This window comes from uncultured Tenacibaculum sp. (assembly GCF_947495995.1).
In the GTDB taxonomy this organism is placed as follows: Bacteria; Bacteroidota; Bacteroidia; order Flavobacteriales; family Flavobacteriaceae; genus Polaribacter.
The window spans coordinates 15397-38412 of the sequence record NZ_CANMAX010000006.1 but is presented as its reverse complement, the minus strand read 5'-3'; the positions used below and the strand labels follow the sequence as shown (position 1 = coordinate 38412).

27 protein-coding genes and 5 tRNA genes are annotated in these 23016 nt (G+C 31.0%); 23 read left to right on the top strand and 9 right to left on the bottom strand.

Features of this window, described 5'->3' with window-relative positions; genetic code table 11:
- Positions 1-17 precede the first annotated feature (17 nt).
- From Q1A15_RS15290 to Q1A15_RS15280, 3 genes are all read right to left on the bottom strand, one after another.
- Entirely contained in the window at positions 18-452 is a 435-nt protein-coding gene (locus Q1A15_RS15290; protein WP_299625838.1) for a hypothetical protein, read from the bottom strand.
- A gap of 75 nt (positions 453-527) precedes the next feature.
- Complete coding sequence (locus tag Q1A15_RS15285; RefSeq protein WP_299625835.1) at positions 528-2795, bottom strand: CHAT domain-containing protein; 2268 nt, start codon at positions 2793-2795, stop codon at positions 528-530.
- 427 nt (positions 2796-3222) lie between these two features.
- A complete protein-coding gene (locus Q1A15_RS15280) occupies positions 3223-3642 on the bottom strand; it encodes a hypothetical protein (protein WP_299625832.1) in 420 nt (139 codons plus the stop codon).
- Positions 3643-3747: 105 nt separating this feature from the next.
- On the opposite strand from Q1A15_RS15280, the gene Q1A15_RS15275 reads away from it, so the two are divergent.
- Together Q1A15_RS15275 and Q1A15_RS15270 are read left to right on the top strand one after the other, a co-directional pair.
- The gene (locus Q1A15_RS15275) at positions 3748-4308 is read left to right on the top strand and encodes a sigma-70 family RNA polymerase sigma factor (protein ID WP_299625829.1); all 561 of its coding nucleotides are present in this window, start codon (positions 3748-3750) and stop codon (positions 4306-4308) included.
- Entirely contained in the window at positions 4305-5087 is a 783-nt protein-coding gene (locus tag Q1A15_RS15270) for a tetratricopeptide repeat protein (protein WP_299625826.1), read from the top strand. The genes Q1A15_RS15275 and Q1A15_RS15270 overlap by 4 nt, the downstream gene beginning before the upstream one ends.
- 53 nt (positions 5088-5140) lie before the next feature.
- On the opposite strand, the gene Q1A15_RS15265 is transcribed toward Q1A15_RS15270, so the two are convergent.
- From Q1A15_RS15265 to uvrA, 6 genes are all read right to left on the bottom strand, one after another.
- A complete protein-coding gene (locus tag Q1A15_RS15265) occupies positions 5141-5338 on the bottom strand; it encodes a hypothetical protein (protein ID WP_299625823.1) in 198 nt (65 codons plus the stop codon).
- Between the two features lie 102 nt (positions 5339-5440).
- On the bottom strand, positions 5441-5608 hold the full coding sequence (locus Q1A15_RS15260; protein ID WP_299625820.1) for a hypothetical protein: 168 nt from the start codon (positions 5606-5608) through the stop codon (positions 5441-5443).
- Positions 5609-5628: 20 nt separating this feature from the next.
- On the bottom strand, positions 5629-5790 hold the full coding sequence (locus tag Q1A15_RS15255) for a hypothetical protein (RefSeq protein ID WP_299625817.1): 162 nt from the start codon (positions 5788-5790) through the stop codon (positions 5629-5631).
- Positions 5791-5867: 77 nt separating this feature from the next.
- Positions 5868-6041, bottom strand: a complete 174-nt coding sequence (locus Q1A15_RS15250; RefSeq protein ID WP_299625814.1) for a hypothetical protein — start codon at positions 6039-6041, stop codon at positions 5868-5870.
- Positions 6042-6216: 175 nt separating this feature from the next.
- Entirely contained in the window at positions 6217-6468 is a 252-nt protein-coding gene (locus Q1A15_RS15245) for a hypothetical protein (protein WP_299625811.1), read from the bottom strand.
- 256 nt (positions 6469-6724) lie between these two features.
- Positions 6725-9547: an excinuclease ABC subunit UvrA gene (gene uvrA, locus Q1A15_RS15240; protein ID WP_299625808.1), complete on the bottom strand. Its 2823-nt coding sequence runs from the start codon at positions 9545-9547 to the stop codon at positions 6725-6727.
- Between the two features lie 106 nt (positions 9548-9653).
- Between uvrA and Q1A15_RS15235 the strand changes: the two genes are divergently transcribed.
- The 21 genes from Q1A15_RS15235 (at position 9654) to rplL (ending at position 22874) form a co-directional block, all read left to right on the top strand.
- A complete protein-coding gene (locus Q1A15_RS15235) occupies positions 9654-9875 on the top strand; it encodes a PspC domain-containing protein (protein WP_299625805.1) in 222 nt (73 codons plus the stop codon).
- On the top strand, positions 9872-10876 hold the full coding sequence (locus Q1A15_RS15230) for a potassium channel protein (RefSeq protein ID WP_299625802.1): 1005 nt from the start codon (positions 9872-9874) through the stop codon (positions 10874-10876). Before Q1A15_RS15235 ends, Q1A15_RS15230 begins: the two co-directional genes overlap by 4 nt.
- Positions 10877-11038: 162 nt before the next feature.
- The gene (locus Q1A15_RS15225; protein ID WP_299626221.1) at positions 11039-12634 is read left to right on the top strand and encodes an alanine/glycine:cation symporter family protein; all 1596 of its coding nucleotides are present in this window, start codon (positions 11039-11041) and stop codon (positions 12632-12634) included.
- 16 nt (positions 12635-12650) lie between these two features.
- On the top strand, positions 12651-13535 hold the full coding sequence (locus tag Q1A15_RS15220; protein WP_299625799.1) for a helix-hairpin-helix domain-containing protein: 885 nt from the start codon (positions 12651-12653) through the stop codon (positions 13533-13535).
- A gap of 35 nt (positions 13536-13570) precedes the next feature.
- On the top strand, positions 13571-14728 hold the full coding sequence (locus Q1A15_RS15215) for an acyl-CoA dehydrogenase family protein (RefSeq protein WP_299625796.1): 1158 nt from the start codon (positions 13571-13573) through the stop codon (positions 14726-14728).
- A 294-nt stretch (positions 14729-15022) separates the two neighbouring features.
- Positions 15023-16411 carry an alpha-amylase gene (locus Q1A15_RS15210; RefSeq protein ID WP_299625793.1) on the top strand — a complete coding sequence of 463 codons (1389 nt, stop codon included), beginning with the start codon at positions 15023-15025 and terminating at the stop codon, positions 16409-16411.
- A gap of 139 nt (positions 16412-16550) precedes the next feature.
- Positions 16551-16748, top strand: coding sequence for a 30S ribosomal protein S21 (gene rpsU / locus Q1A15_RS15205; RefSeq protein ID WP_299625790.1), 198 nt, complete (start codon positions 16551-16553; stop codon positions 16746-16748).
- A gap of 83 nt (positions 16749-16831) precedes the next feature.
- Positions 16832-17719 (top strand): tyrosine-type recombinase/integrase, encoded by an 888-nt coding sequence (locus tag Q1A15_RS15200; RefSeq protein ID WP_299625787.1) that lies wholly within the window; start codon positions 16832-16834, stop codon positions 17717-17719.
- A gap of 5 nt (positions 17720-17724) precedes the next feature.
- The gene (locus Q1A15_RS15195) at positions 17725-18033 is read left to right on the top strand and encodes an HPF/RaiA family ribosome-associated protein (RefSeq protein WP_299625784.1); all 309 of its coding nucleotides are present in this window, start codon (positions 17725-17727) and stop codon (positions 18031-18033) included.
- A gap of 97 nt (positions 18034-18130) precedes the next feature.
- A tRNA-Thr gene (locus Q1A15_RS15190) sits at positions 18131-18204 on the top strand.
- Between the two features lie 42 nt (positions 18205-18246).
- A tRNA-Tyr gene (locus Q1A15_RS15185) sits at positions 18247-18329 on the top strand.
- A gap of 20 nt (positions 18330-18349) precedes the next feature.
- Positions 18350-18422: transfer RNA gene (locus tag Q1A15_RS15180), tRNA-Gly, on the top strand.
- 69 nt (positions 18423-18491) lie between these two features.
- Positions 18492-18564 (top strand) — tRNA-Thr (locus tag Q1A15_RS15175).
- Positions 18565-18626: 62 nt separating this feature from the next.
- Positions 18627-19814 carry an elongation factor Tu gene (tuf, locus tag Q1A15_RS15170; protein ID WP_299625781.1) on the top strand — a complete coding sequence of 396 codons (1188 nt, stop codon included), beginning with the start codon at positions 18627-18629 and terminating at the stop codon, positions 19812-19814.
- A 53-nt stretch (positions 19815-19867) separates the two neighbouring features.
- Positions 19868-19940, top strand: a tRNA-Trp gene (locus Q1A15_RS15165).
- Positions 19941-19955: 15 nt separating this feature from the next.
- Positions 19956-20147: a preprotein translocase subunit SecE gene (gene secE, locus Q1A15_RS15160; protein WP_299625778.1), complete on the top strand. Its 192-nt coding sequence runs from the start codon at positions 19956-19958 to the stop codon at positions 20145-20147.
- 2 nt (positions 20148-20149) lie between these two features.
- Positions 20150-20698 carry a transcription termination/antitermination protein NusG gene (gene nusG, locus Q1A15_RS15155; RefSeq protein ID WP_299625775.1) on the top strand — a complete coding sequence of 183 codons (549 nt, stop codon included), beginning with the start codon at positions 20150-20152 and terminating at the stop codon, positions 20696-20698.
- Positions 20699-20766: 68 nt separating this feature from the next.
- On the top strand, positions 20767-21204 hold the full coding sequence (gene rplK / locus Q1A15_RS15150) for a 50S ribosomal protein L11 (protein WP_299625772.1): 438 nt from the start codon (positions 20767-20769) through the stop codon (positions 21202-21204).
- Positions 21205-21221: 17 nt separating this feature from the next.
- Entirely contained in the window at positions 21222-21914 is a 693-nt protein-coding gene (gene rplA / locus Q1A15_RS15145) for a 50S ribosomal protein L1 (RefSeq protein ID WP_299625769.1), read from the top strand.
- Between the two features lie 21 nt (positions 21915-21935).
- Positions 21936-22454, top strand: coding sequence for a 50S ribosomal protein L10 (rplJ, locus tag Q1A15_RS15140; RefSeq protein WP_299625766.1), 519 nt, complete (start codon positions 21936-21938; stop codon positions 22452-22454).
- 45 nt (positions 22455-22499) lie between these two features.
- Positions 22500-22874 carry a 50S ribosomal protein L7/L12 gene (gene rplL, locus Q1A15_RS15135; RefSeq protein ID WP_299625763.1) on the top strand — a complete coding sequence of 125 codons (375 nt, stop codon included), beginning with the start codon at positions 22500-22502 and terminating at the stop codon, positions 22872-22874.
- Positions 22875-23016: the final 142 nt, after the last annotated feature.

The window sequence follows — 23016 nt, the reverse complement described above, 5'->3', positions numbered from 1 at the left end:
AATTAATGTTTTTTAAATTATTCTTGACTTATATGATTATTACCGAAAATAATATCTTTTGAAACATTAGGTGGAGGAATGAATTGATATCTGAATTCTGAGCAAATAGTTGGATCTGGTTTATTAGGATCGTCTTCTAGATCATCCCCAAGTCCCAAAGCGCGATAAGTATTTTGTTCTTGTTTAATTATAACTTCCCATATTTGATCACCTTTTACAAAAGCACCTTCATCTATTTTTCTAATAAATAGAAAAATATTCTCAAAGCAACGAGGGTCAAAATCATAAGGTGTTTCACCATTTATTTTAGTAATTCTTATGTAACGATAATTTGAATTTATATTTTTACTTTTCTCTGATTCATTAAAAAGGTTTGACTCAGATGTAAAACTAAAACACAACAATACAACTAAAGCTAAAATTGTGCGATTTACTAATTGTAATAATTTCATAATATTTTGTTTTTATATATTGTTTCCCCTTTGTTTATAAAACTTTAAAATGTTACCCTCGCGAAATTATAAAAATTATTTTTCTTTCTTTTTTAGAGTTTTAACTCCTAAAAAAAAGAGTAAAACACCAAATAATAAACTACCAATAATCCAATAGATTGTATAATCACTTTCAAAAGTAGGAGTAGTGTCACCGATTAATATAAAAGACGCCCAATAATATGGTGATTTTTCTGAAAGTGTATGTGTCTTTAAATAATTACGTTTCGCATTATTTATGGCTTCTGATTTAGATTGATGATTTTTTAAATTAGCGTAAAAATCTGACATTAATGAAGTTGTGGCAACATCGTTTACTTTCCATAAAGAAGAAACTACAGATTTAGATCCAGAGTAAAAGAAACCACGAGCTAAGTTTAAAATACCTTCCCCTTTTTTAAGTTCACCAAGATTGGTTTCACAAGCACTTAATACAACTAAATCAGCATTATTTTTATAAGTATATAATTCATGTAAATTCAAAGAATCTTTGCTAAAATGTATGACAGGTTTTTTAGAAATATCAGCATGTGTTGCTAGGTGAATAATTTTAGCATTTGAAGCATTTTTAAAGAAACTGTCTTTAGTAACACTGTTTCCAGTTAAACTTAATCCGTTAAGATTATTGCTAATAGTATTTATTTCTTTTTCAGAGTACTCGAGAGAAGTTAATTTTTGATTCTCAAAGTTAATCGGGGCAAAACCAGCAAATTCTTTTGTTTGAGTTCTTTCTATATTGTTGTTTATATCAGAAAAAGACATTGAGTACGCATAACTAATATTATTACTTTCAATTAAATAAGAATTAGAAGATGTATCAGTAATAAAAGCTTCAAAAGGAATATTTTGTAATTGATTGTCGGGTATAATAGTAAGTTGTTTTCCTTTTATAAGTTCTTGAATTTCTTTTGTTGGAAATAAATTTTGATACAAATAATGAGATACTTTACTAAACTGATTAATTTCTTCCTTTGTATTTAAAGGTTTAGCAACAAGTTGACGGTATAGATTTAATTTTTTTTGTAACGTATCAATATTTGAAATAGCAAAAGGAATTGTTTGGTTTTTTGAGATTAGTAAACCAGAAGAAATATTATCAATAATTTCTTCATCTTGTAAAGCATAGGAAATAATAATTGTATTATCATTTATAGTTTTTTGTACTTTATCTAAAGAAGTTAATTGTACTTTTTGTTTACTTTCAAAATGTTTAGGATACGCTAATTGTATAGAATCTTTAAAGTTTTGATAATTAAATTTTATATCAAACAAAGAATCTTTTAATTGTTTGTTTATAGAAGCTTTATTCTCTAGCTCTAAAATTTGTTTTTTATACTCTATTTCTTTGTTAACAATGTGGTTAGGCAGGTTTAAAGAATAGTTATTATCATTAATACTTTGTGTTAACAAAAAAGCTTTATTTTTTTCTAAATACTGAAATTGTAAATCATCATTACCTAAAGTTCTAGCTGCATAAATACCATAATTGTATATTTTAGATACATCATTTCTCCAAGAAAATTGTGTGCTAGATTCTGTACTATCTTCTAGTATTATTTCTACAAGTTTATCTGCAATTTCAATTATTCTTATTACCTCTTTTAAAAGAGAAATATTTTTAATTTTATTATAATTTTTAGTCAGTAAAAAAACTTTAAATCTTAAAGCTTCAAGTGTGTTTTTTTTGTAATAATTTTTTGAGAAATTAATATATTCTATTTCATTATTTTTTTTTGAAAAATAAGTGTTTATAGATCTGTCAATATTTTCTAAACTAGAGTTAAGATCTTTTTTAAATTCAAAATATTTAGCTTTATTTAGAAAAGTTCCGGCTTTAATATAATCTACTTCTTGATTGGAAAATTTAGAAGTGTAATCTGAGCTTTTTGTTAGAAAGAATAAAGCACTATCTTTTTGTTTTTCAAGATAATGTTCTCCTATGTTCATGTATGCCAATGCTGCAGTATGATTATCGTTGGCTTTAATTGATAAAGCTATTGCTTGTTTATAAAGAAAACTAACTTTCTCAAAATTGTCAATTCCTTTTTCTGAATATAAGCTAGCAAGACTTAATTTAATCATTCTTTCAATTAAACTGTTTTTTTCATCAGTTTTAGAAATCAAATTAGCTGATTTTTCTACAAGATCTATAGCTTTTAACACAAAATTTTTATCTTTTAATTTAAGTATGGTTTGTGTAAGGTTTAAAGAATGTACAGTAGCACTATATATTTCTTCATTTTTATGAAGTAAATCTATTCCTTTTTTATAATGCGAAAAAGAATTCAAAAAATCTCCTTTCATTTGATAACAATAGCCTAATTGACATAGCGATTGCCCTGTTCTTAAAGGGGATTTTTTTAATAAACTTGATTTTTTGAAATTTTTTATTGCACTTTCTATATCGTTGTTATATAGTTGATAAAGTCCTAGTCGATATATTGAGCTATGGTAGTGCTTATTAATTTTAGAATTTGTTTTTTCTAAAAAAAACAATTCTAATTTTGCATATTTTATTGCTAATTTAAAATTATTCTTTTTCTTGTAAAAATATCTAGAACATTGAAAAGCAAAATTAGTATAGGTTAAAGAATCTTTCTTCAGAGTTTCCAAAACACTATCAGCTTTAGTTTCATTAAAACTTTTGGTTTTAAAATAATCTGTTAGATTTAAATTATTTTGACTGTTAGTTTTAAAACTAACAGTCAAAATAATTATTAAAAATTTAATATTAAAAATTAGATATTGACGGTTCATCTTCATCTGTTTCTTCTGGGCAGTTATCAAAAATATAAGCTGATCTTAAGTCGCTATGATCACATATTACCTCTTTGTCCCTTTTGTCAGAGATGACTCTATGATCTTTGTGAAATATTGGAGTATATCTTTGGAATTCCCAGATTTCACAATCACCTAGCAAACCTTGTACGTGTTTTTTTCTTATAAAAGTAAAATGATTAGATTTAGCAATACATTCTCTAATATTTGCTTTCTCATTATCTGTTATACCAGGTTTATAACAGATTCTAATACACTCAACTGTAGATGTAGTTTTAGAATTGATTTCTTTAGTGTCTTTATCAACAAAACTAAAACACACTAACAAGACTAAAGCTAAAATTGTACGATTTACTAATTGTAATAATTTCATAATATTTTGTTTTTATATATATTCGTTGTCCCCTTGTTTATAAAACTTTAAAATGTTACCCGCGCAAAAGTATAAAATTTTATTTTTGTGTATCAGATTGAAAAAATGGATAGTAGTTTATATTTAAATGCGCTAGTTGAAGGAAATTCAAGAATCATCTCAAAAATTTATAGTACAAACTTTACTCAAGTAAAAAGATTCATACTTCAAAATAAAGGAGGAGTAGAAGATGCTGAAGATGTTTTTCAAAAAGCGTTATTGCAAATCGCAGTTCGTCATAAGAAAGAAGGTATACAAATCAATAGTAATTTTGATGCATATTTATTTACTGTTTGTAAAAATTTATGGCGTAGAGAGTTAAATAGTAAAAAAAATCGGGTAACAAATCAGGAGGTTATTGAACTAGTAAGTGACGCTAAAGAAAATGCAAATGCTTTAGTTGAACAAAAAAGACACGAATTGTTTCTAGAAAAATTAAATCTAGTTTCAGATAACTGTAAGAAGATACTATCACTTTTCTTTGCAAAAGTACCGTATGCAGAGATTGTTGAAAGTACAGAATATAATTCTGAAACGGTTGTGAGACAACGAGTGTTTAAGTGCAAAAAGAAATTAACCGACCTAATTAGAGGAGATAAAAGATATCTCTCGTTACAAGAATTATGAATTTAGAAGACGACATATTAATAGAACGTTTTTTAAGAGATGAGCTTTCAGAAGATGAAAAAAGTAGTTTCTTAAAAAGAATAGAAGATGATAGTGAATTTAAATCGAATTATCTTCTGGAAAAGCAGTTGTTTGAATCATTAAATGATGAAAGTTGGAGCTTTGCTGAAAATATTGATGTAGAAGAACTGAAGGAATATGAAGATTTATATAAGAGTCCTGAAGTAGATAAAATCAAACAAGCTATACAAAAAGCATCAAAAGAAAAAAGAGTAAGTAATAGTAAAGTTATAGCTTTAGTTTCTGGTTTTGCTGCCGCAGTTGCTTTGATTCTTACGCTTAATGTTTTTCTGAAAGCAGATATAGATTCTCAAACATTATACGCTGATAATATTCAAATAGAGAATCTTCCTTCTTTTGTTACTAGAAGTGAAACTTCAGACAATAAGTTAGTAGAAGCTGAAAAATTATTTAAAGCCAAGGATTATGAAAAGGCATTAACAATTTTTACTTCAGAAGCAAAAGGTAAAGAAAATAGTAACCTATTTATCTATAAAGCAATTACTGAAATTGAATTAGGAAAGTTTACAGAGGCAGAGCAAACATTAGATCAGTTGATTAAAAGTGATTTAATAGATGCGGAAAAAGGATATTGGTATAAAGGACTTTTGTATTTAAAGTCTGACAATAAAAAATCTGCTAAAAAAGTATTTAGTAAAATAGTAAAAGAGAAACTCTTTAAATTTAAAGAAGCAGAAGAGATTTTAAAAAATATATAACATAAAGCGCCAAAATGAATTCATTTTGGCGCTTCTTTTATTAATTATTATTTCTATTGGTAGCAAGCTGCATGAGAAATAACACGTAATTGACATTCTAAAGATAATGCTAAGAATTCTTCACAAGTTCCGCAATTAGCAGATGATGGAGCATAACAGTAATATCCTCCACAATTACTACTTCCTCCTGAAATTGTTTTTTGATCATTTTTAGCTAAAGCTTTTCCTAGGTTTAAAATTGTTTTTTTCATGTTGATAATAATTTGAGATTAATTTTATTGATTGTATCAACAGAACCAGAAATAATAAATTCCGGTTCTGTTTTATTAATATGACTAAGGTTTATTTAAAAGTTAGCCACAGTTAATATGACGATTATGCCAATCACAAGGTTGGAATTTTACAACGCCAAAAAAACCACATTCACATGCTCTTAAACTATAAACAGGACCTTTTCCTTGAATTGATTTTTGTTTTGCTTTGTTTAAAGCAATTCCTAATTTTAAAATTGATTTTTCCATATTTTATAAGTTATAATTGTTTAAAATAAGCAGTTTCCTTGAATACAAAACGCAGGACATCTAGGTAATACAACACCAGGTGGATTGTAACCTCCAGGACAATAATATTGTGTTCCACCATTAACGTTTTTTTGCTCAATTTTGTTTAAAGCTTTTCCTAAGTTTAAGATTGATTTTTTCATCTTTTCTTGATTTTAAATTTGGGTTAAATCCTTGAATATTTTATAGACACCAAGGTTCATGTCTTGTTTTTGTTGATTTAAAAAGTACTTCCGTGTGCGATATAACAAGTCATTTCACATTCAATAGCTTCTTCTCCTGTATGTCTTTCATAACAACTATCGATACATCTACCTAAATTGTATCCACCTGTTATTTGTTGTTGACTTTCCTTGTTTAATATTTTTCCTAGATTTAAGATTGATTTTTTCATAATTTTTGATATTCAATTAGGTTAATTTTTTTGGAAAATATGTAGCATTATCCATTCATGAACATAATAGAACAAGTGATATATACATATCATAGTAATATTAGTTCAATGAAATTTATAAATAAGATAACCAGTACTTTTATCAGTACAGTTTATGTTCCTTTAAAATTTTAGATTAAAAAAATGGACAACAAATATTGTTATTGTGTACTACACCTAAACATAAAGCACCAAAGAAAGGTTCGCCTGGTCCGCTTTGATCTGGAGCAAATGTACATTCTTGTATAACACTTCCATTATTGTTATACTCGTCTCCTAATTGGTAATTTCTAGAACAAGAACAAAATGGGTTAAACATACCCCCACTAATGTTTTTTTGTTCAGCTTTATTTAAAGCTTTTCCTAAGTTTAAGATTGATTTTTTCATAAATTTTAAATTAAAAATGATTCAATCCTTGAACATTTAAAGACACTCAAGGTTTGTGTCTATTCTTCGCGAAAAATATTTTATACCATAATCTATATAGATTACAGGATTCAATTTGTTGTTATTTGAGATAAAAAATGAAATAGAGGATGCAATTTTTTTTACTCTTTCATACCGGATAAATATAAAAATAAAAAACCACTAATGATTAAATATCATCAATGGTTTTTATGTTTTTTTTAATGAAGAAAGAATTCTAATTTAGTTCTTTCTTTAAAAATTTAGCGGTGTAACTTTCTTTATGTTTTGCAACTTTTTCAGGAGTTCCAGTAACAAGAATTTGTCCTCCACCTTTTCCACCTTCCATACCAACATCTATAATATGGTCGGCTAATTTTATTACATCTAAATTATGTTCAATAATTAAAACGGTATTACCTTTTCCTACTAGTTTATTTAAAACTTCCATTAATACACGAATGTCTTCAAAGTGTAAACCCGTAGTTGGTTCATCTAAGATATAAAAGGTGTTTCCAGTATCTCTTTTAGAAAGTTCAGAAGCTAACTTAATACGCTGAGCTTCTCCTCCAGATAATGTAGTAGATTGTTGTCCGAGTGTTATATAACCTAAACCAACATCTTGAATAGTTTTTAACTTTCTATAGATTTTAGGAATATGTTCAAAGAAATCTACAGCTTCATTAATTGTCATTTCTAAAACATCTGAAATAGATTTTCCTTTATAACGAATTTCTAGTGTTTCTCTGTTGAAACGTTTTCCTTGACAAGTTTCACATTCAACATGAACATCTGGTAAGAAATTCATTTCAATAACACGCAATCCTCCACCTTGACAAGTTTCACATCGCCCTCCTTTTACATTAAAACTGAAACGGCCAGGTTTGTATCCTCGAATAGAAGCTTCAGGAGTTTTAGCAAATAAACTACGGATTTCTCCAAAAACACCAGTATAAGTTGCCGGATTAGAACGTGGCGTTCTACCAATAGGAGATTGATCTATATCTATAACTTTATCAATATGCTCTAAACCTTTTATGTTTTTGTATGGCATTGGTTTTTTTACACCACGATAAATATGAGCGTTTAAAATAGGGTAAAGGGTTTCATTAATTAATGTAGATTTTCCACTACCAGAAACTCCTGTAACACAAATCATTTTTCCTAAAGGAAATTCAACAGAAACATTTTTTAAGTTATTTCCAGAAGCTCCAGTTAGCTTAATAGATTTCCCGTTTCCTTTTCTTCGTTGCTTTGGAACTTCAATAGCTTTCCTTTTCGCAATATAATCGGCAGTTAATGTTGTTTGTTTTGTTAAATCTTCAAAAGATCCTTTACTTACAATTTCACCACCATGTCTACCAGCTCCCGGACCAATATCTAAAACATAATCTGCATGTTTAATCATGTCTTCATCGTGTTCAACGACTAAAACAGAATTACCAACATCTCTCAATTTAATTAAAGAGTCAATTAATTTTTGATTGTCTCGTTGATGTAAACCAATACTTGGTTCATCTAAAATATACAACACACCAACCAATTGAGAACCAATTTGAGTGGCCAAACGAATACGCTGTGCTTCACCACCAGATAAAGATTTCGAAGTTCTATCTAGAGTTAGATAATCTAATCCAACATCAAGTAAGAATTGAATTCTGGTTCTAATTTCTTTTAATATTTCTGAAGCAATTGTAATTTGCTTTTCGCTCAATTTCTTTTCAATATTAGCAAACCAATTTGCTAGTTCGTTAACATCCATTTGAGCTAAATCACTAATGTTTTTATCAGCAATTTTAAAGTGTAATGCTTCTTTCTTTAATCTTTTTCCTTCGCATTTTGTACACTTTACTTCATCCATAAAACCTTTAGCCCATCTTTTAATAGAAGAACTATCTGAGTTTTTATATTGATTTGTGATGAATGAAATAATCCCTTCAAAATCTATTTCGTAACTACGAGTAACTCCTGCTGTTTTAGATTGAATTTTAAAAGTTTCTTTTCCTCCATTTAAAATAACATCTAAAGCTTCTTTTGGAATTTTATTGATAGGATCGGTTAGTTTGAACTTGTAACGTTCTGCAATATTTTGAAGTTGCTTGAAAATCCAACTATTTTTTTGCTCTCCTAACGGAATAATTCCACCATTTTTTATAGAAACAGTATCGTCAGGAATAACCTTCTTAAGATTAACTTCATTGGTGATACCAAGTCCGTTACACTTTTCACAAGCACCTTTTGGTGAATTAAAAGAAAATGTATTAGGTTCTGGATTAGGATACGCAATTCCAGATGTTGGACACATTAATTCTCTACTGAAATATCTTGGTTGTACATCATCTACATCAATAACCATTAAGATATTGTTTCCAGTATATAAAGCTGTTTTTATAGTTTCTTCTAAACGCTTTTCTGCATCTTTGTTTACCACAAGACGATCGATAACGACTTCAATATCATGAGTTTTATATCGATCTAATTTCATGCCTTTTTCAATCTCTCTAATTTCACCATCTACACGAACACGAACAAAACCTTGTTTAGAAATTTGTTCAAATAATTCACGATAATGACCTTTTCTGGATTTGATTAAGGGTGCTAAAACTGCAATTCGTTTGTTGTCAAAATCTTTTAAGATTAATTCTTTGATTTGATCATCAGAGTAACTAATCATTTTTTCTCCTGTATTATACGAATATGCATCAGAAGCTCTAGAGAATAAAAGACGTAAGAAATCGTAAATTTCTGTAATTGTTCCAACAGTAGAACGCGGACTTTTATTCGTAGTTTTTTGTTCTATCGAAATTACAGGAGATAATCCGTCAATTTTATCAACATCAGGCCGTTCTAATCCACCTAAAAATTGTCTCGCATAAGCAGAAAAAGTTTCAATATATCTTCGTTGACCTTCAGCATAAATAGTGTCAAAAGCTAAAGAAGACTTACCACTACCACTTAAACCAGTAATTACAACTAGTTTTTCACGAGGGATTTTAATATCAATATTCTTTAAGTTATGAGCTCTTGCTCCGTATACTTCAATGAATTCTTGTTCTTTCAATGTAATCAATTTGACAAAACACAAATTTACTGAATACAATCTGATTATTAAATTGATCTTGATAACAAATAAATTTAACTGTATCTTGCATATAAATTTGAGGGTTATGGTAGTGTCGCTTAGACAATTTTTTGAAAGATATGGTTTTGATGTTTCTTCAAGATTAGGAGATCGATTAGGAATGCGTGTGGTAAACGTTCGATTATTCTTTATTTACTTTTCTTTTGTAACCGTAGGTTTATCATTCGGTTTGTATTTAATATTAGCATTTGTCTTAAAATTGAAAGATAAAATTTATACCAAAAGAACTTCTGTGTTTGACCTATGATTCGATTAGTTTTAAAATCAAGATTGCATGAAGCACTTTTTTTTACAGGAATAATCTTTTCTGTTGGTATTTTAGGGTATTTATTATTGTTTGATTATTCAATAGTAGATGCTTTTTACATGACAGTAATTACTGTTACTACGGTTGGTTTTGGAGAAATCCATCCTTTTTCTACAGAAGAAAAAATATTTACAACATTTTTAATATTATCAAGTCTATTCACTTTTGGATATGCTGTTTCGTCGTTTTCAGAATATTTAATTAGTGGAGATTTTTTTCGTCATCTAAAAAATAAGAGAGTGCAAAAACAAATTGAACAATTACAAGGACATACTATTGTTTGTGGTTTTGGTAGAAATGGAAAACAAGCTTTAGCAAAATTAAAAAGTTATAAAAGGAAAGTAGTTGTTATAGAGAAAGACAAGGAGCTTATAAAACAGTTAGACGAAAAAAGAGTACTTAACGTAGAAGGTGATGCAACTTCAGATGAAACATTAATTAAAGCAGGAATTGGAAAAGCAAAATATTTAATTACAGCTTTACCTTCAGACGCTGATAATTTATTTGTGGTTCTAACGGCAAGTCAATTAAATAAATCATGTAAGATTATTAGTAGAGCATCAAAGGAAAGTACTTATAGTAAATTAAAAATTGCAGGAGCTAACAATGTTATTATGCCAGATAAATTAGGTGGTGCACATATGGCTTCTTTGGTTGTAACTCCTGATGTTATTGAATTTGTAGACCGATTAACTATAGAAGGTGATACTACAGCTAATTTAGAGGAAATAGCAATTAATGATTTACCTAAAGAATATATTAATAAAACAATCTTAGATTTAGATTTAAGAAAGAAAACAGGATGTACAGTAATAGGATATAAAACACCTGATAAGGAGTATATTATAAATCCAGATGCTTCATTGAAACTAGAAAGAAACGGAAATCTAATTGTATTAGGAAGACCAGAACAAATTACTAAATTGAGAGAATTATTCTAATAAATAGAGCATTTCTAATATTTCATTTTACTTCATAAAATTTTCAGAACGATTTGAATTAAAAAGCAATAAAAATTAGTTTTAACGAGAAAAACTTGTTAAAAGTTCAGTTTTTTAAGATATTGCGAGCTACTAATTCAACAAAACTATTATTTACACATGATGAATAAAAAACTAACGGCATTACTATTGGGGTTATTGCCGATGCTAACTTTCGCCCAGGAGAAAGGTTTAGATCAAAAAATTGATGAGGCATTTCAACCAATTTCTAATTTTTTTAGTGAAGTAATTTTCTTTCCTGTTTGGAAAGATCCAAATATTCCATTCGTATTAGTACTATTAGTTTTTAGTGCTGCATTTTTTACAATTTATTTCGGTTTTCCAAATATTCGTCACTTTCTAACTTCTATAAATGTAGTAAGAGGAAAATACGACGATTTAGACAAAGCGGTAGTTGAAACTGCTTATGGTGATTCAACTCCAGGTGGTGATTCAATTGAAACTATTAGAGATGAAAGTAAAGAAGGAGAGGTAACTCACTTCCAAGCTTTAGCAACTGCAGTGTCTGGTACTGTAGGAAATGGTAATATTGCAGGAGTTGCATTAGCAATCGCATTAGGAGGTCCAGGTGCTACATTTTGGATGATCGTTTGTGGTTTGTTAGGAATGTCAACAAAGTTTGTTGAATGTACTTTAGGTGTACAATATAGAGATGTAGATGAGGAAGGTACTGTTTATGGTGGACCAATGTATTACCTTTCAAAAGGTTTAAAGGAGAGAGGTTTTGAAATGTTAGGTAAAATTTCTGCAGTGTTATTTGCTATCTTCTGTATTGGAGGTTCTTTTGGTGGAGGTAATGCTGCACAATCGAATCAAGCAACAGTAGTAATTAAAGATTTATTAGGATTACAAAGTACTAGTGCAGGAGCAATTATTGGTTTAGTTTTAGCTTTAGTAGTTGGTATCATTATTATCGGTGGTATTAAGCGTATTGCCACTGTAACAGAGAAAGTAGTTCCTCTTATGGCTGTAGTTTATATTCTTGCATGTTTATATATTATTTTTAGTAATCTCTCTTTAGTAGATGATGCTTTCGGATTAATTTTCAGTGAAGCATTTAGCCCTAAGTCAATAGCTGTTGGTGGTTTTATTGGAGTATTACTACAAGGTTTTAAAAGAGCAGCATTCTCGAATGAAGCTGGTGCTGGTTCTGCATCAATTGCTCACTCTGCTGTTAAAACTAAATATTCAGCATCAGAAGGATTAGTAGCATTATTAGAGCCATTTATTGATACAGTTGTAATTTGTACAATGACTGCTTTAGTTATTATTATTTTCAATACAGGTGGAGTTTTTGAATATGGAGGAGACGGAACAGGAGCTGTATTAATTGACGGTGTAGCTTATGAAGGAGCTGGAATTACATCTAAAGCATTTGCTCAATATATTCCTTATTCTAACGTGTTCTTAACAATAGCAGTAGTATTATTTGCAGTATCGACTATGATTTCTTGGTCTTACTACGGATTACAATCTTGGAAATTCTTATTCGGTAGAGGTAAGAAAGCTGATTTAACATACAAGGTTTTATTCTTAACTTTTGTGGTAATCGGTGCAGCTGCAAGTATGGGATCTATTTGGGCTTTCTCAGATGCAATGATTTTTGCTATGGTATTCCCAAATATGGTAGGATTATACTTCTTAATGCCTGTAGTTAAAAAACAATTAAAAAGATATTTAGACGCTATCAAAGGATAGTGAATAAAATTATCATATGAAAAATTTTAAATCCCATTTCTGGTATACAAAAAGCCAACGAAATGGGATTTTTGTTTTATTGCTGCTCATAGTAATATTTCAACTTGCTTACTTTTTTATTGATGTGACTCCAGATAATGTCATTGATGTTAATTCTGATGAAGTAGTTACGCTACAATCGGAAATTGATAGTTTAAAAGAAGAAAAGATAAAGAAGCAAAATAAAGTATTTCCATTCAATCCTAATTTTATATCAGACTACAAAGGAGAACGATTGGGAATGTCTCTAGAAGAAATAGATAGGCTGCATAAATTTAGAGAACAGAATAAATATGTGAATTCTGCTGAAGAGTTTCAAGAGGTAACGAAAGTTTCCGATAGTTTGCTAAATGTCATTTCTCCTTATTTTAAATTTCCAGATTGGGTAAAAAAGAAAGTACCCAAAAAAGAAAATAAGTCTCAATTACAAAAATCAGAAAAGATTTCAATAGTTGTTGCTTCTACAAACGATATTAATAAAGCTAATTTAAAAGATTTTACTACCGTAAACGGTGTTGGAGAAGTAATTGCGGAGAGAATTATTAAGTACCGTTCTAAATTAAAAGGATTTACTTTCAAAGATCAACTTTATGAAGTTTGGGGCTTAGACAAAGGTTTAGCTAGAGAAATTCTTCAGAATTTCGAAATCAAAGACAAACCTAAGATTCAAAAAATCAATGTAAATACAGCTTTTTTCAAGGAAATATTAAATTTGCCTTATATTGATTATGAGCTATGTAAGAAAATTTTTGATTACAGAGATGAGGTTGCTGAACTTCAAAATATAGAAGAATTAAGAAATATTAAAGATTTCCCTCAAAAAAAATACCAGAGAATAGTCTTATATTTGATGGCAGAATAAAACAAACAACAACTTAATTAAAACTTATTAACAGTATGTATTTTACTGAAGAACATGAATCATTTCGTAAAAGTTTCAGAGACTTTTTACAGAAAGAAGTAGTTCCTCACATTGAAAAATGGGAAGAGACAGGAACTATAGATCGCTTTATTTGGGAGAAGTTCGGTGAAATGGGATATTTCGGTCTGTACCAACCAGAGGAATATGGAGGATTAAATTTAGATTTATTTTATACAGTAATCTTTTTAGAGGAATTACAAAGAATTAATTCTGGAGGTTTCGCTGCTGCTATGTGGGCGCATGCTTATCTAGCAATGACACACCTAAAAAAAGAAGGAGATGATAGAATTAAAACAGAATACTTAACACCAAGTATTGAAGGAAAAATGATTGGTTGCTTATGTATTACTGAACCTTTTGGAGGAAGTGATGTTGCAGGAATGCGAACTACAGCAATTAAAGATGGCGATAACTACGTAATCAACGGATCTAAAACATTCATCACAAACGGAGTGTACTCAGATTATTTAATCGTTGCTGCTAAAACAGATCCTAACGATAAATATAAAGGAATGAGTATTTTCTTGGTAGATAGAGATACTAAAGGGGTTTCATCAACTAAGTTAAATAAATTAGGATGGAGAGCTTCTGATACAGGAGAAATTGCTTTCGATAATGTAGTTATTCCAAAAGAAAACTTAATGGGTGAAGAAGGAAAAGGTTTTCCTTACATTATGCAACATTTTGCTTTAGAACGTTTAATTATGGGAGTAAATGCACATGCAAGAGCAGAATATGCACTTGAGTATGCATTACAATATATGAGCGAAAGAGAAGCTTTTGGAAAAAAGATTAACGAATTCCAAGCATTAAGACATAAAGTAGCTGAAATGGCTTCTAAGGTTGATATGTGTAAAGAGTACAATTATTCGATTACAAAAAGATTGAACGATGGTACTTATGTCGTAAAAGAAGCTAGTATGAGTAAATTCTTATCTACTAAGATAGCTGATGAAGTAATTTATGACGCACTTCAATTATTAGGTGGATACGGTTACATGGAAGATTATCCATTAGCAAGAATGTTTAGAGATAGTAGATTAGGTCCAATCGGTGGTGGAACATCTGAAATCTTAAAAGAGATTATTGCAAAAATGATAATTGATAAAAAAGAGTACAAGCCAGCTACGTAAGCTAAATATCAATTTCTTTTTTGCAAAAATGTGTCCTCACATTGCAAAAATGATAATTGATAAAAAAGAGTATAAGCCTGCAACTTAAAAACAGTAGTAGGTGATAATTTTAGAAAAAAGAGAATACTTAGGTATTCTCTTTTTTTGGTTTTATAATTTGTTAAAACAGTATTTTTAGATTGTTTTCATTACGATTTGTTTAATTTATTAACACGAAATCGATTTCGGATCGACATCGATTTCGTAATCTGGTTTTCATTGAATACCTTGATTCAAAACAAAAACCAAATCAATATGAAAACCCTTATTAAATTTTTAGTAATTCTTCTATTTGTCAATTATTCCTGTTCAACAAATGATACAGATACTGCTATAATTGACAATGAAACTTCATCGGAAAATAGTTCAGAAGAAAGAAACCTCAAAGCCAGACAAGGTTTAAAACCTATTGGTACTGGTGTTATGATGCAAGCATTTTATTGGGATGTTCCTGCTGGTGGTACTTGGTGGGAGAAAGTTGAAAGTAAAGTACAAAGTTGGAGTGATGCAGGAATAGATGCAATTTGGTTACCACCGGTTTCTAAAGCGCAAAACGGAGCTTTTTCTATGGGATATGATCCTTTCGATTATTACGATTTCGGTCAGTATGATCAAATGGGAAGTGTAGAAACTCGTTTCGGTTCAAAAACAGAGTTAGAAAGTTTAATTAGTAGTGCACACAATGCGAAGTTAAGTGTAATTGCTGATATTGTAATTAATCATAATAGTGGAGGAGCTTTAGAAGATAACCCTTACACAGGCACACCTTATTACACAGATTTTAATCCGAAATCAGGTAAGTTTTTCAGAAGCAACAGTGATTTCCACCCAAATGCAAATTGTAATAGCGATTCAGGAGTTTTTGGTGGTTTCCCAGATTTAAGTCATTGCCAACCTTATGTTCAAGATTGGTTATGGAAAAGATCAAATAGTGTAGCTAAATACTATAAAAATGTTATGGGATTCGATGGTTGGAGATTTGATTATGTGAAAGGATTTGCACCTTGGGTCGTAAGAGAGTGGAAAAACGCAGTTGGAGGTTTTTCTGTTGGAGAGTATTGGGATGGAAATGCTGGTACATTAGATTGGTGGTCAGGTGAAGCACAAGTTTCTGCTTTCGATTTTGCTTGTTATTATAGAATGAGAGATGCTTTTCAAGGAAATAATCTAAATAGATTAAACGATGATATGCTTTGGAAAAGAAATTCTAGTAAAGCAGTAACGTTTGTTGCAAATCATGATACAGATGAAATTTACAATGGTAAATTATTAGCTTATGCTTACATTTTAACTCACGAAGGTTACCCGACTATTTTCTACAGAGACTATGAAGAGTGGTTAAGTAAAACGAAGTTAAATAACTTAATATGGATTCATAATAATTTAGCAGGAGGAAGTACATCTATTCTTCATGTGGATAATGATGAATATGTAGCAAGAAGAAATGGTCATAATAATGCTGGTTTAGTGGTTTATATAAATAACTCTAATTCTTGGAAAGAAAGATGGATTGAAACTAATTGGTCTAATACTAGAATAAAAGACTATACAGGTAACTCTAATTGGCAACCTGTAACTCAAGGAGGTAAGTGGGTTAAAATTCAAGCACCACCAAAAAGTTACACGGTTTGGTCTCCAAAATAAATTATTGATTAGTTGGAATATATGATTTAATATGTATCTTTGCAGTCCGAAAAAATAAGATTACAATCTTTAAAATCAGTTAAGTTTCTGATTTTAAGTTAAAAATATAAAAGATACGTATGAGAGGAGGTGCAAAACCATGTTAATTATTCCAGTAAAAGAAGGTGAGAATATCGATAGAGCTTTAAAACGTTACAAGCGTAAATTCGATCGTACGAAAACTATGAGAAACTTACGTGCTAGAAAGCAGTATACAAAGCCATCTGTAGCGAAAAGAGCTCAAATGATTAAAGCTTCTTACATCCAAAGATTAAGAACACAAGAAGAAGTTGGTTAAACCAATTTCTAATTATAAGATTAAAACCTGTGCATTTTGTACAGGTTTTTTTATTTTTAGCTTATTAATACTACGCATAACTTATGTTTATTGATGCTTTTTTAGAGTATTTGTCTTTAGAGAAAAAATATTCTTCACATACTGTGTTAGCTTATAAAACAGATTTAATCGCATTTAAAGATTTCTGTGTTGTTGAATTTGATCAAGAGAGTTTAGAGAATGTTCATTACAATCAAATTAGAAATTGGATTGTTAGTTTGGTTGATCAAGGTGTTACAAATAGAACTATCAATAGAAAGGTTAGTAGTTTAAAGACTTTTTATAAGTTTCTACAGAAAATAGAAGAGATTGAAGTTAATCCTTTGGCTAAACACAAGGCATTAAAAACTCAAAAAAAGCAAGAAATACCATTTTCAATTAAAGAAATGGAAAATGTATTTGTAGAATTTAATGAAGATGATTTTGTTTCGTTGAGAGATAAACTCATAGTAGAGTTATTTTATTCGACAGGAATGAGAAGAATAGAGTTGATTAATATTAAACGATCAGATGTTAGTCTAAGTAGTAAGACAATTAAAGTGTTAGGTAAAAGAAATAAAGAACGGATAGTTCCATTAATACCAACGGTGATTGAAACATTAGAAAAATACCTTGCTGAAAAGAGAGAAATAAATACAAATACTGAACACTTACTGATTACCGAAAAAGGAAATAAAATTTATGAAACACTTGTTTATCGAGTAATAAATCGTTACTTTAGTAAGGTCTCGACGAAGACAAAAAAGAGTCCGCACATCCTTAGGCATACTTTTGCCACACAATTACTCAATCAAGGTGCGGATCTAAATTCGGTTAAAGAATTACTAGGACATTCTAGTTTAGCCTCAACCCAAGTTTACACTCACAATAACTTGGAGCAATTAAAACAAGTGTTTAACAAAGCTCATCCTAGGAGCAAAAAAAAAGACTGAAGATTATGAAGGTATTCACGCAATCCGTAAATTTTAAAGTAGATGGAGATTTAGTTAATTTCATTCAAAAGAAAGTAGGAGGTTTAGATAAGTTTCACGACAAGATAGTTGATGCGGAAGTTTTCTTGAAAGTTCAAAAAACAAGTGATAAAGAAAATAAATTTACAGAGATTAAAATAAATATCCCCGGAAATGAATTAATTGTAAAAAAAATGAACAAGACCTTTGAAGAGGGCGTAAGTCTTGGCGTTGAGTCGTTAAAGAGACAATTAAAGAAGTCAAAAGAGAAGAAAAGAGTATCTTTAGTTTTATAAAGTTTATAAAAAAGATGCAAAAAGTTTTATATATTCAAAATTACTTTTTAAATTTGCAGTCCGTTAGAAATAACGGATTGTTTTTTTATAACAATAAGCCGATATAGCTCAGCTGGCTAGAGCAGCTGATTTGTAATCAGCAGGTCGTGGGTTCGAGTCCCTCTATCGGCTCTAAGAAAACAAAAGTTCATTAAAATATTATCAAGATTTCTAGGGGAGATTCCAGAGCGGCCAAATGGGACGGACTGTAACTCCGTTGTCTTTCGACTTCGCAGGTTCGAATCCTGCTCTCCCCACAAAATCTTAATGCAATATTGCGGGAGTAGCTCAGTTGGTAGAGCGTCAGCCTTCCAAGCTGAATGTCGCCGGTTCGAACCCGGTCTCCCGCTCAAAAAATCATTTACGGTTTTTAATTTTTAGTAATAGAGTATAAATTAAAGTAAAGCTGTAAATGTGACGCCGGTGTAGCTCAGCTGGTAGAGCGCATCCTTGGTAGGGATGAGGTCACGGGTTCAAGTCCCGTCATTGGCTCGAATAAAATAGAGTTTACGATAACACTAAATATATTTAACTAAGAATTAAAATTAATAATCATGGCAAAAGCAACTTACGATCGTTCGAAGCCACACTTAAATGTTGGAACTATCGGTCACGTAGATCACGGTAAAACTACATTAACTGCTGCTATCACAAAAGTATTAGCAGATGCAGGATTCTCTGAGCAGAGAGCATTCGATCAAATCGATAACGCTCCTGAGGAGAAAGAAAGAGGTATTACAATTAACTCTTCTCACGTAGAGTATGCTACGGCAAACCGTCACTACGCACACGTTGACTGTCCAGGTCACGCCGATTATGTAAAGAACATGGTAACTGGTGCTGCACAAATGGATGGAGCTATTTTAGTAGTTGCTGCTACAGATGGGCCAATGCCACAAACTCGTGAGCACATCTTATTAGGTCGTCAGGTAGGTATTCCACGTATCGTTGTTTTCTTAAACAAAGTTGATATGGTTGATGATGAGGAGTTATTAGAGCTAGTTGAAATGGAAGTTAGAGAATTATTATCTTTCTACGAGTATGATGGAGATAATAGTCCTGTAATCCAAGGTTCTGCTTTAGGAGCTTTAAATGGAGAGCAAAAGTGGGTTGATACAGTATTAGAATTAATGGAAGCTGTTGATACTTGGATTGAAGAGCCACCAAGAGATACTGAGAAAGATTTCTTAATGCCAATTGAAGATGTATTCTCAATTACAGGTCGTGGTACTGTTGCTACTGGTCGTATCGAGACTGGTATCATCAACTCTGGAGATGCTGTAGAGATTATCGGTATGGGTTCTGAGAAGTTAACTTCTACTGTAACTGGTATTGAAATGTTCCGTCAAATCTTAGATAGAGGTGAGGCTGGAGATAACGCTGGTATCTTATTAAGAGGTATTGATAAAACTGATATCAAAAGAGGTATGGTAATTACTAAGCCTGGATCAGTAACTCCACACGCTAAATTTAAAGCTGAGGTTTATATCTTAAAGAAAGAAGAAGGTGGTCGTCACACTCCTTTCCATAATAACTACCGTCCACAATTCTACGTACGTACAACTGACGTAACTGGTAATATTAACTTACCTGATGGAGTAGAAATGGTAATGCCTGGTGATAACTTAACTATTACAGTTGATTTAATCCAACCAATCGCATTAAACATCGGTTTACAGTTCGCAATCCGTGAAGGAGGTAGAACAGTAGGTGCTGGTCAGGTAACTGAAATTTTAGACTAATTAGAATTAGTAAATAAACACTAGAGGCGTCCCAGCCGGGACGTCTTTATAATACGGGTTTAGCTCAGTTGGTAGAGCACTGGTCTCCAAAACCAGGTGTCGGGAGTTCGAGCCTCTCAACCCGTGCAAATTTTATAAGTGATGAACAACTTTATACAATACATTAAAGATTCTTTTGAAGAATTAAGTACTAACATGACATGGATTTCTAGAGAAGAAGCCCAAAAGTCTACAGTAGTAGTAGCAGTTTTTACTATCGTATTTGCTTTAGCTGTTGCTTTTATTGATAAAGTTTTTCAATCTAGTTTAGATAAATTCTTTAATTTATTTTAATAATGGCTGATTCAGTAATGAAATGGTATGTCGTGAGAGCGATAGGTGGACAGGAGAATAAAGTCAAGTCTTACATCGAAACCGAGATCGCTAGACACGGTTTGTCTGATTATGTAAGTCAAGTTATAGTTCCGACTGAAAAAGTTGTTCAAATCAGAAACGGAAAAAAAATAAATAGAGAGAGAGTTTATTTTCCAGGTTACATTATGGTAGAAGCTAATTTAGCTGGTGAGGTGCCTCACGTAATAAAATCAGTTACAGGTGTAATTGGTTTTTTAGGTGAAACAAAAGGTGGTGATCCTGTACCAATGAGAAAATCTGAAGTTAACAGAATGCTAGGTAAAGTAGATGAGCTTTCTGTTAATGAAGAAAATGTAGCTATTCCTTACGTTGTAGGTGAAACTGTTAAGGTTGTAGATGGTCCTTTTAATGGATTCGACGGAATAGTTGAGAAAGTAAACGAAGAGAAGCGTAAGCTTGAAGTAATGGTTAAGATTTTCGGAAGAAAAACTCCATTAGAATTAAGCTACATGCAAGTAGAGAAAATATAACTGTTACACATATATATTTTAAAGGTGTATTAGCTTCCATAAATTAATACATCACTAAATCTTAAACAATGGCAAAAGAAGTAAGTAAACTAGTTAAACTACAAGTTAGGGGAGGTGCTGCGAATCCGTCGCCACCAGTTGGACCCGCTTTAGGTGCTGCCGGAGTTAACATCATGGAGTTCTGTAAGCAGTTTAATGCTCGTACACAGGACAAGCAAGGTAAAGTATTACCAGTAGTGATTACAGTATATACTGATAAATCATTCGAATTTGTTGTTAAAACTCCACCAGCTGCAGTACAATTATTAGAAGCGGCCAAAATTAAGAAAGGTTCAGGAGAGCCTAATAGAAAAAAAGTAGCAAGCGTTACTTGGGATCAAGTAAGAACTATTGCAGAAGACAAGATGGCAGATTTAAATGCTTTTGAAGTTGAATCAGCAATGAGAATGATCGCAGGAACAGCTCGCTCTATGGGATTAACAGTAACAGGTGATGCACCTGCTTAAACTAAAAGAGAATTATAATGGCAAGATTAACAAGAAAGCAAAAGGAAGCTCGTGCTAAGATTGACAACTCTAAAGTTTATGACTTAAGTGAAGCATCAGCGTTAATTAAAGAAATCACAAATGTAAAATTTGATGCATCTGTTGATTTAGCAGTACGTTTAGGAGTAGATCCTCGTAAAGCTAATCAAATGGTTCGTGGAGTTGTAACATTACCACACGGAACAGGTAAAGATGTAAAAGTTTTAGCATTAGTTACTCCAGATAAAGAAGCAGAAGCTCAAGCAGCTGGTGCAGATTATGTTGGATTAGATGAATACCTTCAAAAAATTAAAGGAGGTTGGACAGATGTAGATGTTATCATCACTATGCCTAGCGTTATGGGTAAATTAGGTCCTTTAGGTCGTATTTTAGGTCCTAGAGGTTTAATGCCAAACCCTAAAACAGGTACTGTAACTATGGATGTTGCAAAAGCAGTAAAAGAAGTGAAAGCTGGTAAAATTGACTTTAAAGTTGATAAAACTGGTATCGTTCATGCTGCTATAGGTAAATCATCGTTTGATGCTGTTAAAATAGCTGAAAATGCAAATGAATTACTTCAAACACTTATTAAATTAAAGCCAACAGCAGCAAAAGGAACTTATATAAAGAGTATCTTTATGTCTTCAACTATGAGTCCTAGTGTTCCTGTAGATGTGAAATCTGTTTCATAAGGCGGTTAAAATCTATATATCATGACTAGAGAGGAAAAATCACAAGTAATACAAGATTTAACAGCACAATTAGCAGATACTAATACAATCTATTTAGCAGATATTTCTGGTTTAGATGCTATTACTACATCTAACTTACGTAGAGCTTGTTTTAAAGCTAACGTTAAATTGGCTGTTGTGAAGAATACATTGTTAGAAAAAGCAATGGAAGCTTCAGATAAAGATTTTGGAGAATTACCTACTGTATTAAGTGGTAACACTTCAATGATGATTGCAGAAGCTGCAAATGCACCTGCAAAAGTAATTAAAGAGTTCAGAAAGAAATCAAAAGAAAGACCTTTGTTAAAAGGAGCTTTTGTTGAGGAAGCTGTTTATATTGGAGACGATCAATTAGATGCTCTTGTAAACATCAAATCTCGTGAAGAACTTATCGGTGATATTATCACATTATTACAATCTCCAGCTAAGAATGTTGTTTCAGCATTACAATCAGGAGGTAGTAAATTATCTGGTATCTTAAAGACGTTATCAGAAAAATAAATACGCGCACTAATAAACTAATAATAAAAAATTAAAACAATTAAAATGGCAGATTTAAAAGAATTCGCAGAACAATTAGTTAACTTAACAGTAAAAGAAGTTAATGAATTAGCAGATATTTTAAAAGAGGAGTACGGTATTGAGCCAGCAGCAGCAGCAGTAGCAGTAGCAGGACCAGCAGGACCTGGAGCTGATGCAGGAGAAGAGAAGACTGAGTTTGACGTAATCTTAAAAGCAGCAGGAGGTTCTAAATTAGCAGTAGTAAAATTAGTTAAGGAATTAACTGGTTTAGGATTAAAAGAAGCTAAAGGAATCGTTGATAGCGCACCAGCTCCAGTAAAAGAAGGAGTATCTAAAGATGAGGCTGAAGGTCTTAAGAAGTCTTTAGAAGAGGCAGGAGCTGAAGTAGAGTTAAAGTAAGCTTACTCCCCACAATAAAGTGGGATAACAAAATACAGGTTTAGGTTCTGGAACAATTGTTCTAGGCCTAAACCATTTTGTGTATATATTTGTTCTTAAAATCACAAGCTAATTATTTGTGTTTTGCAGTAATAGGTCTTAA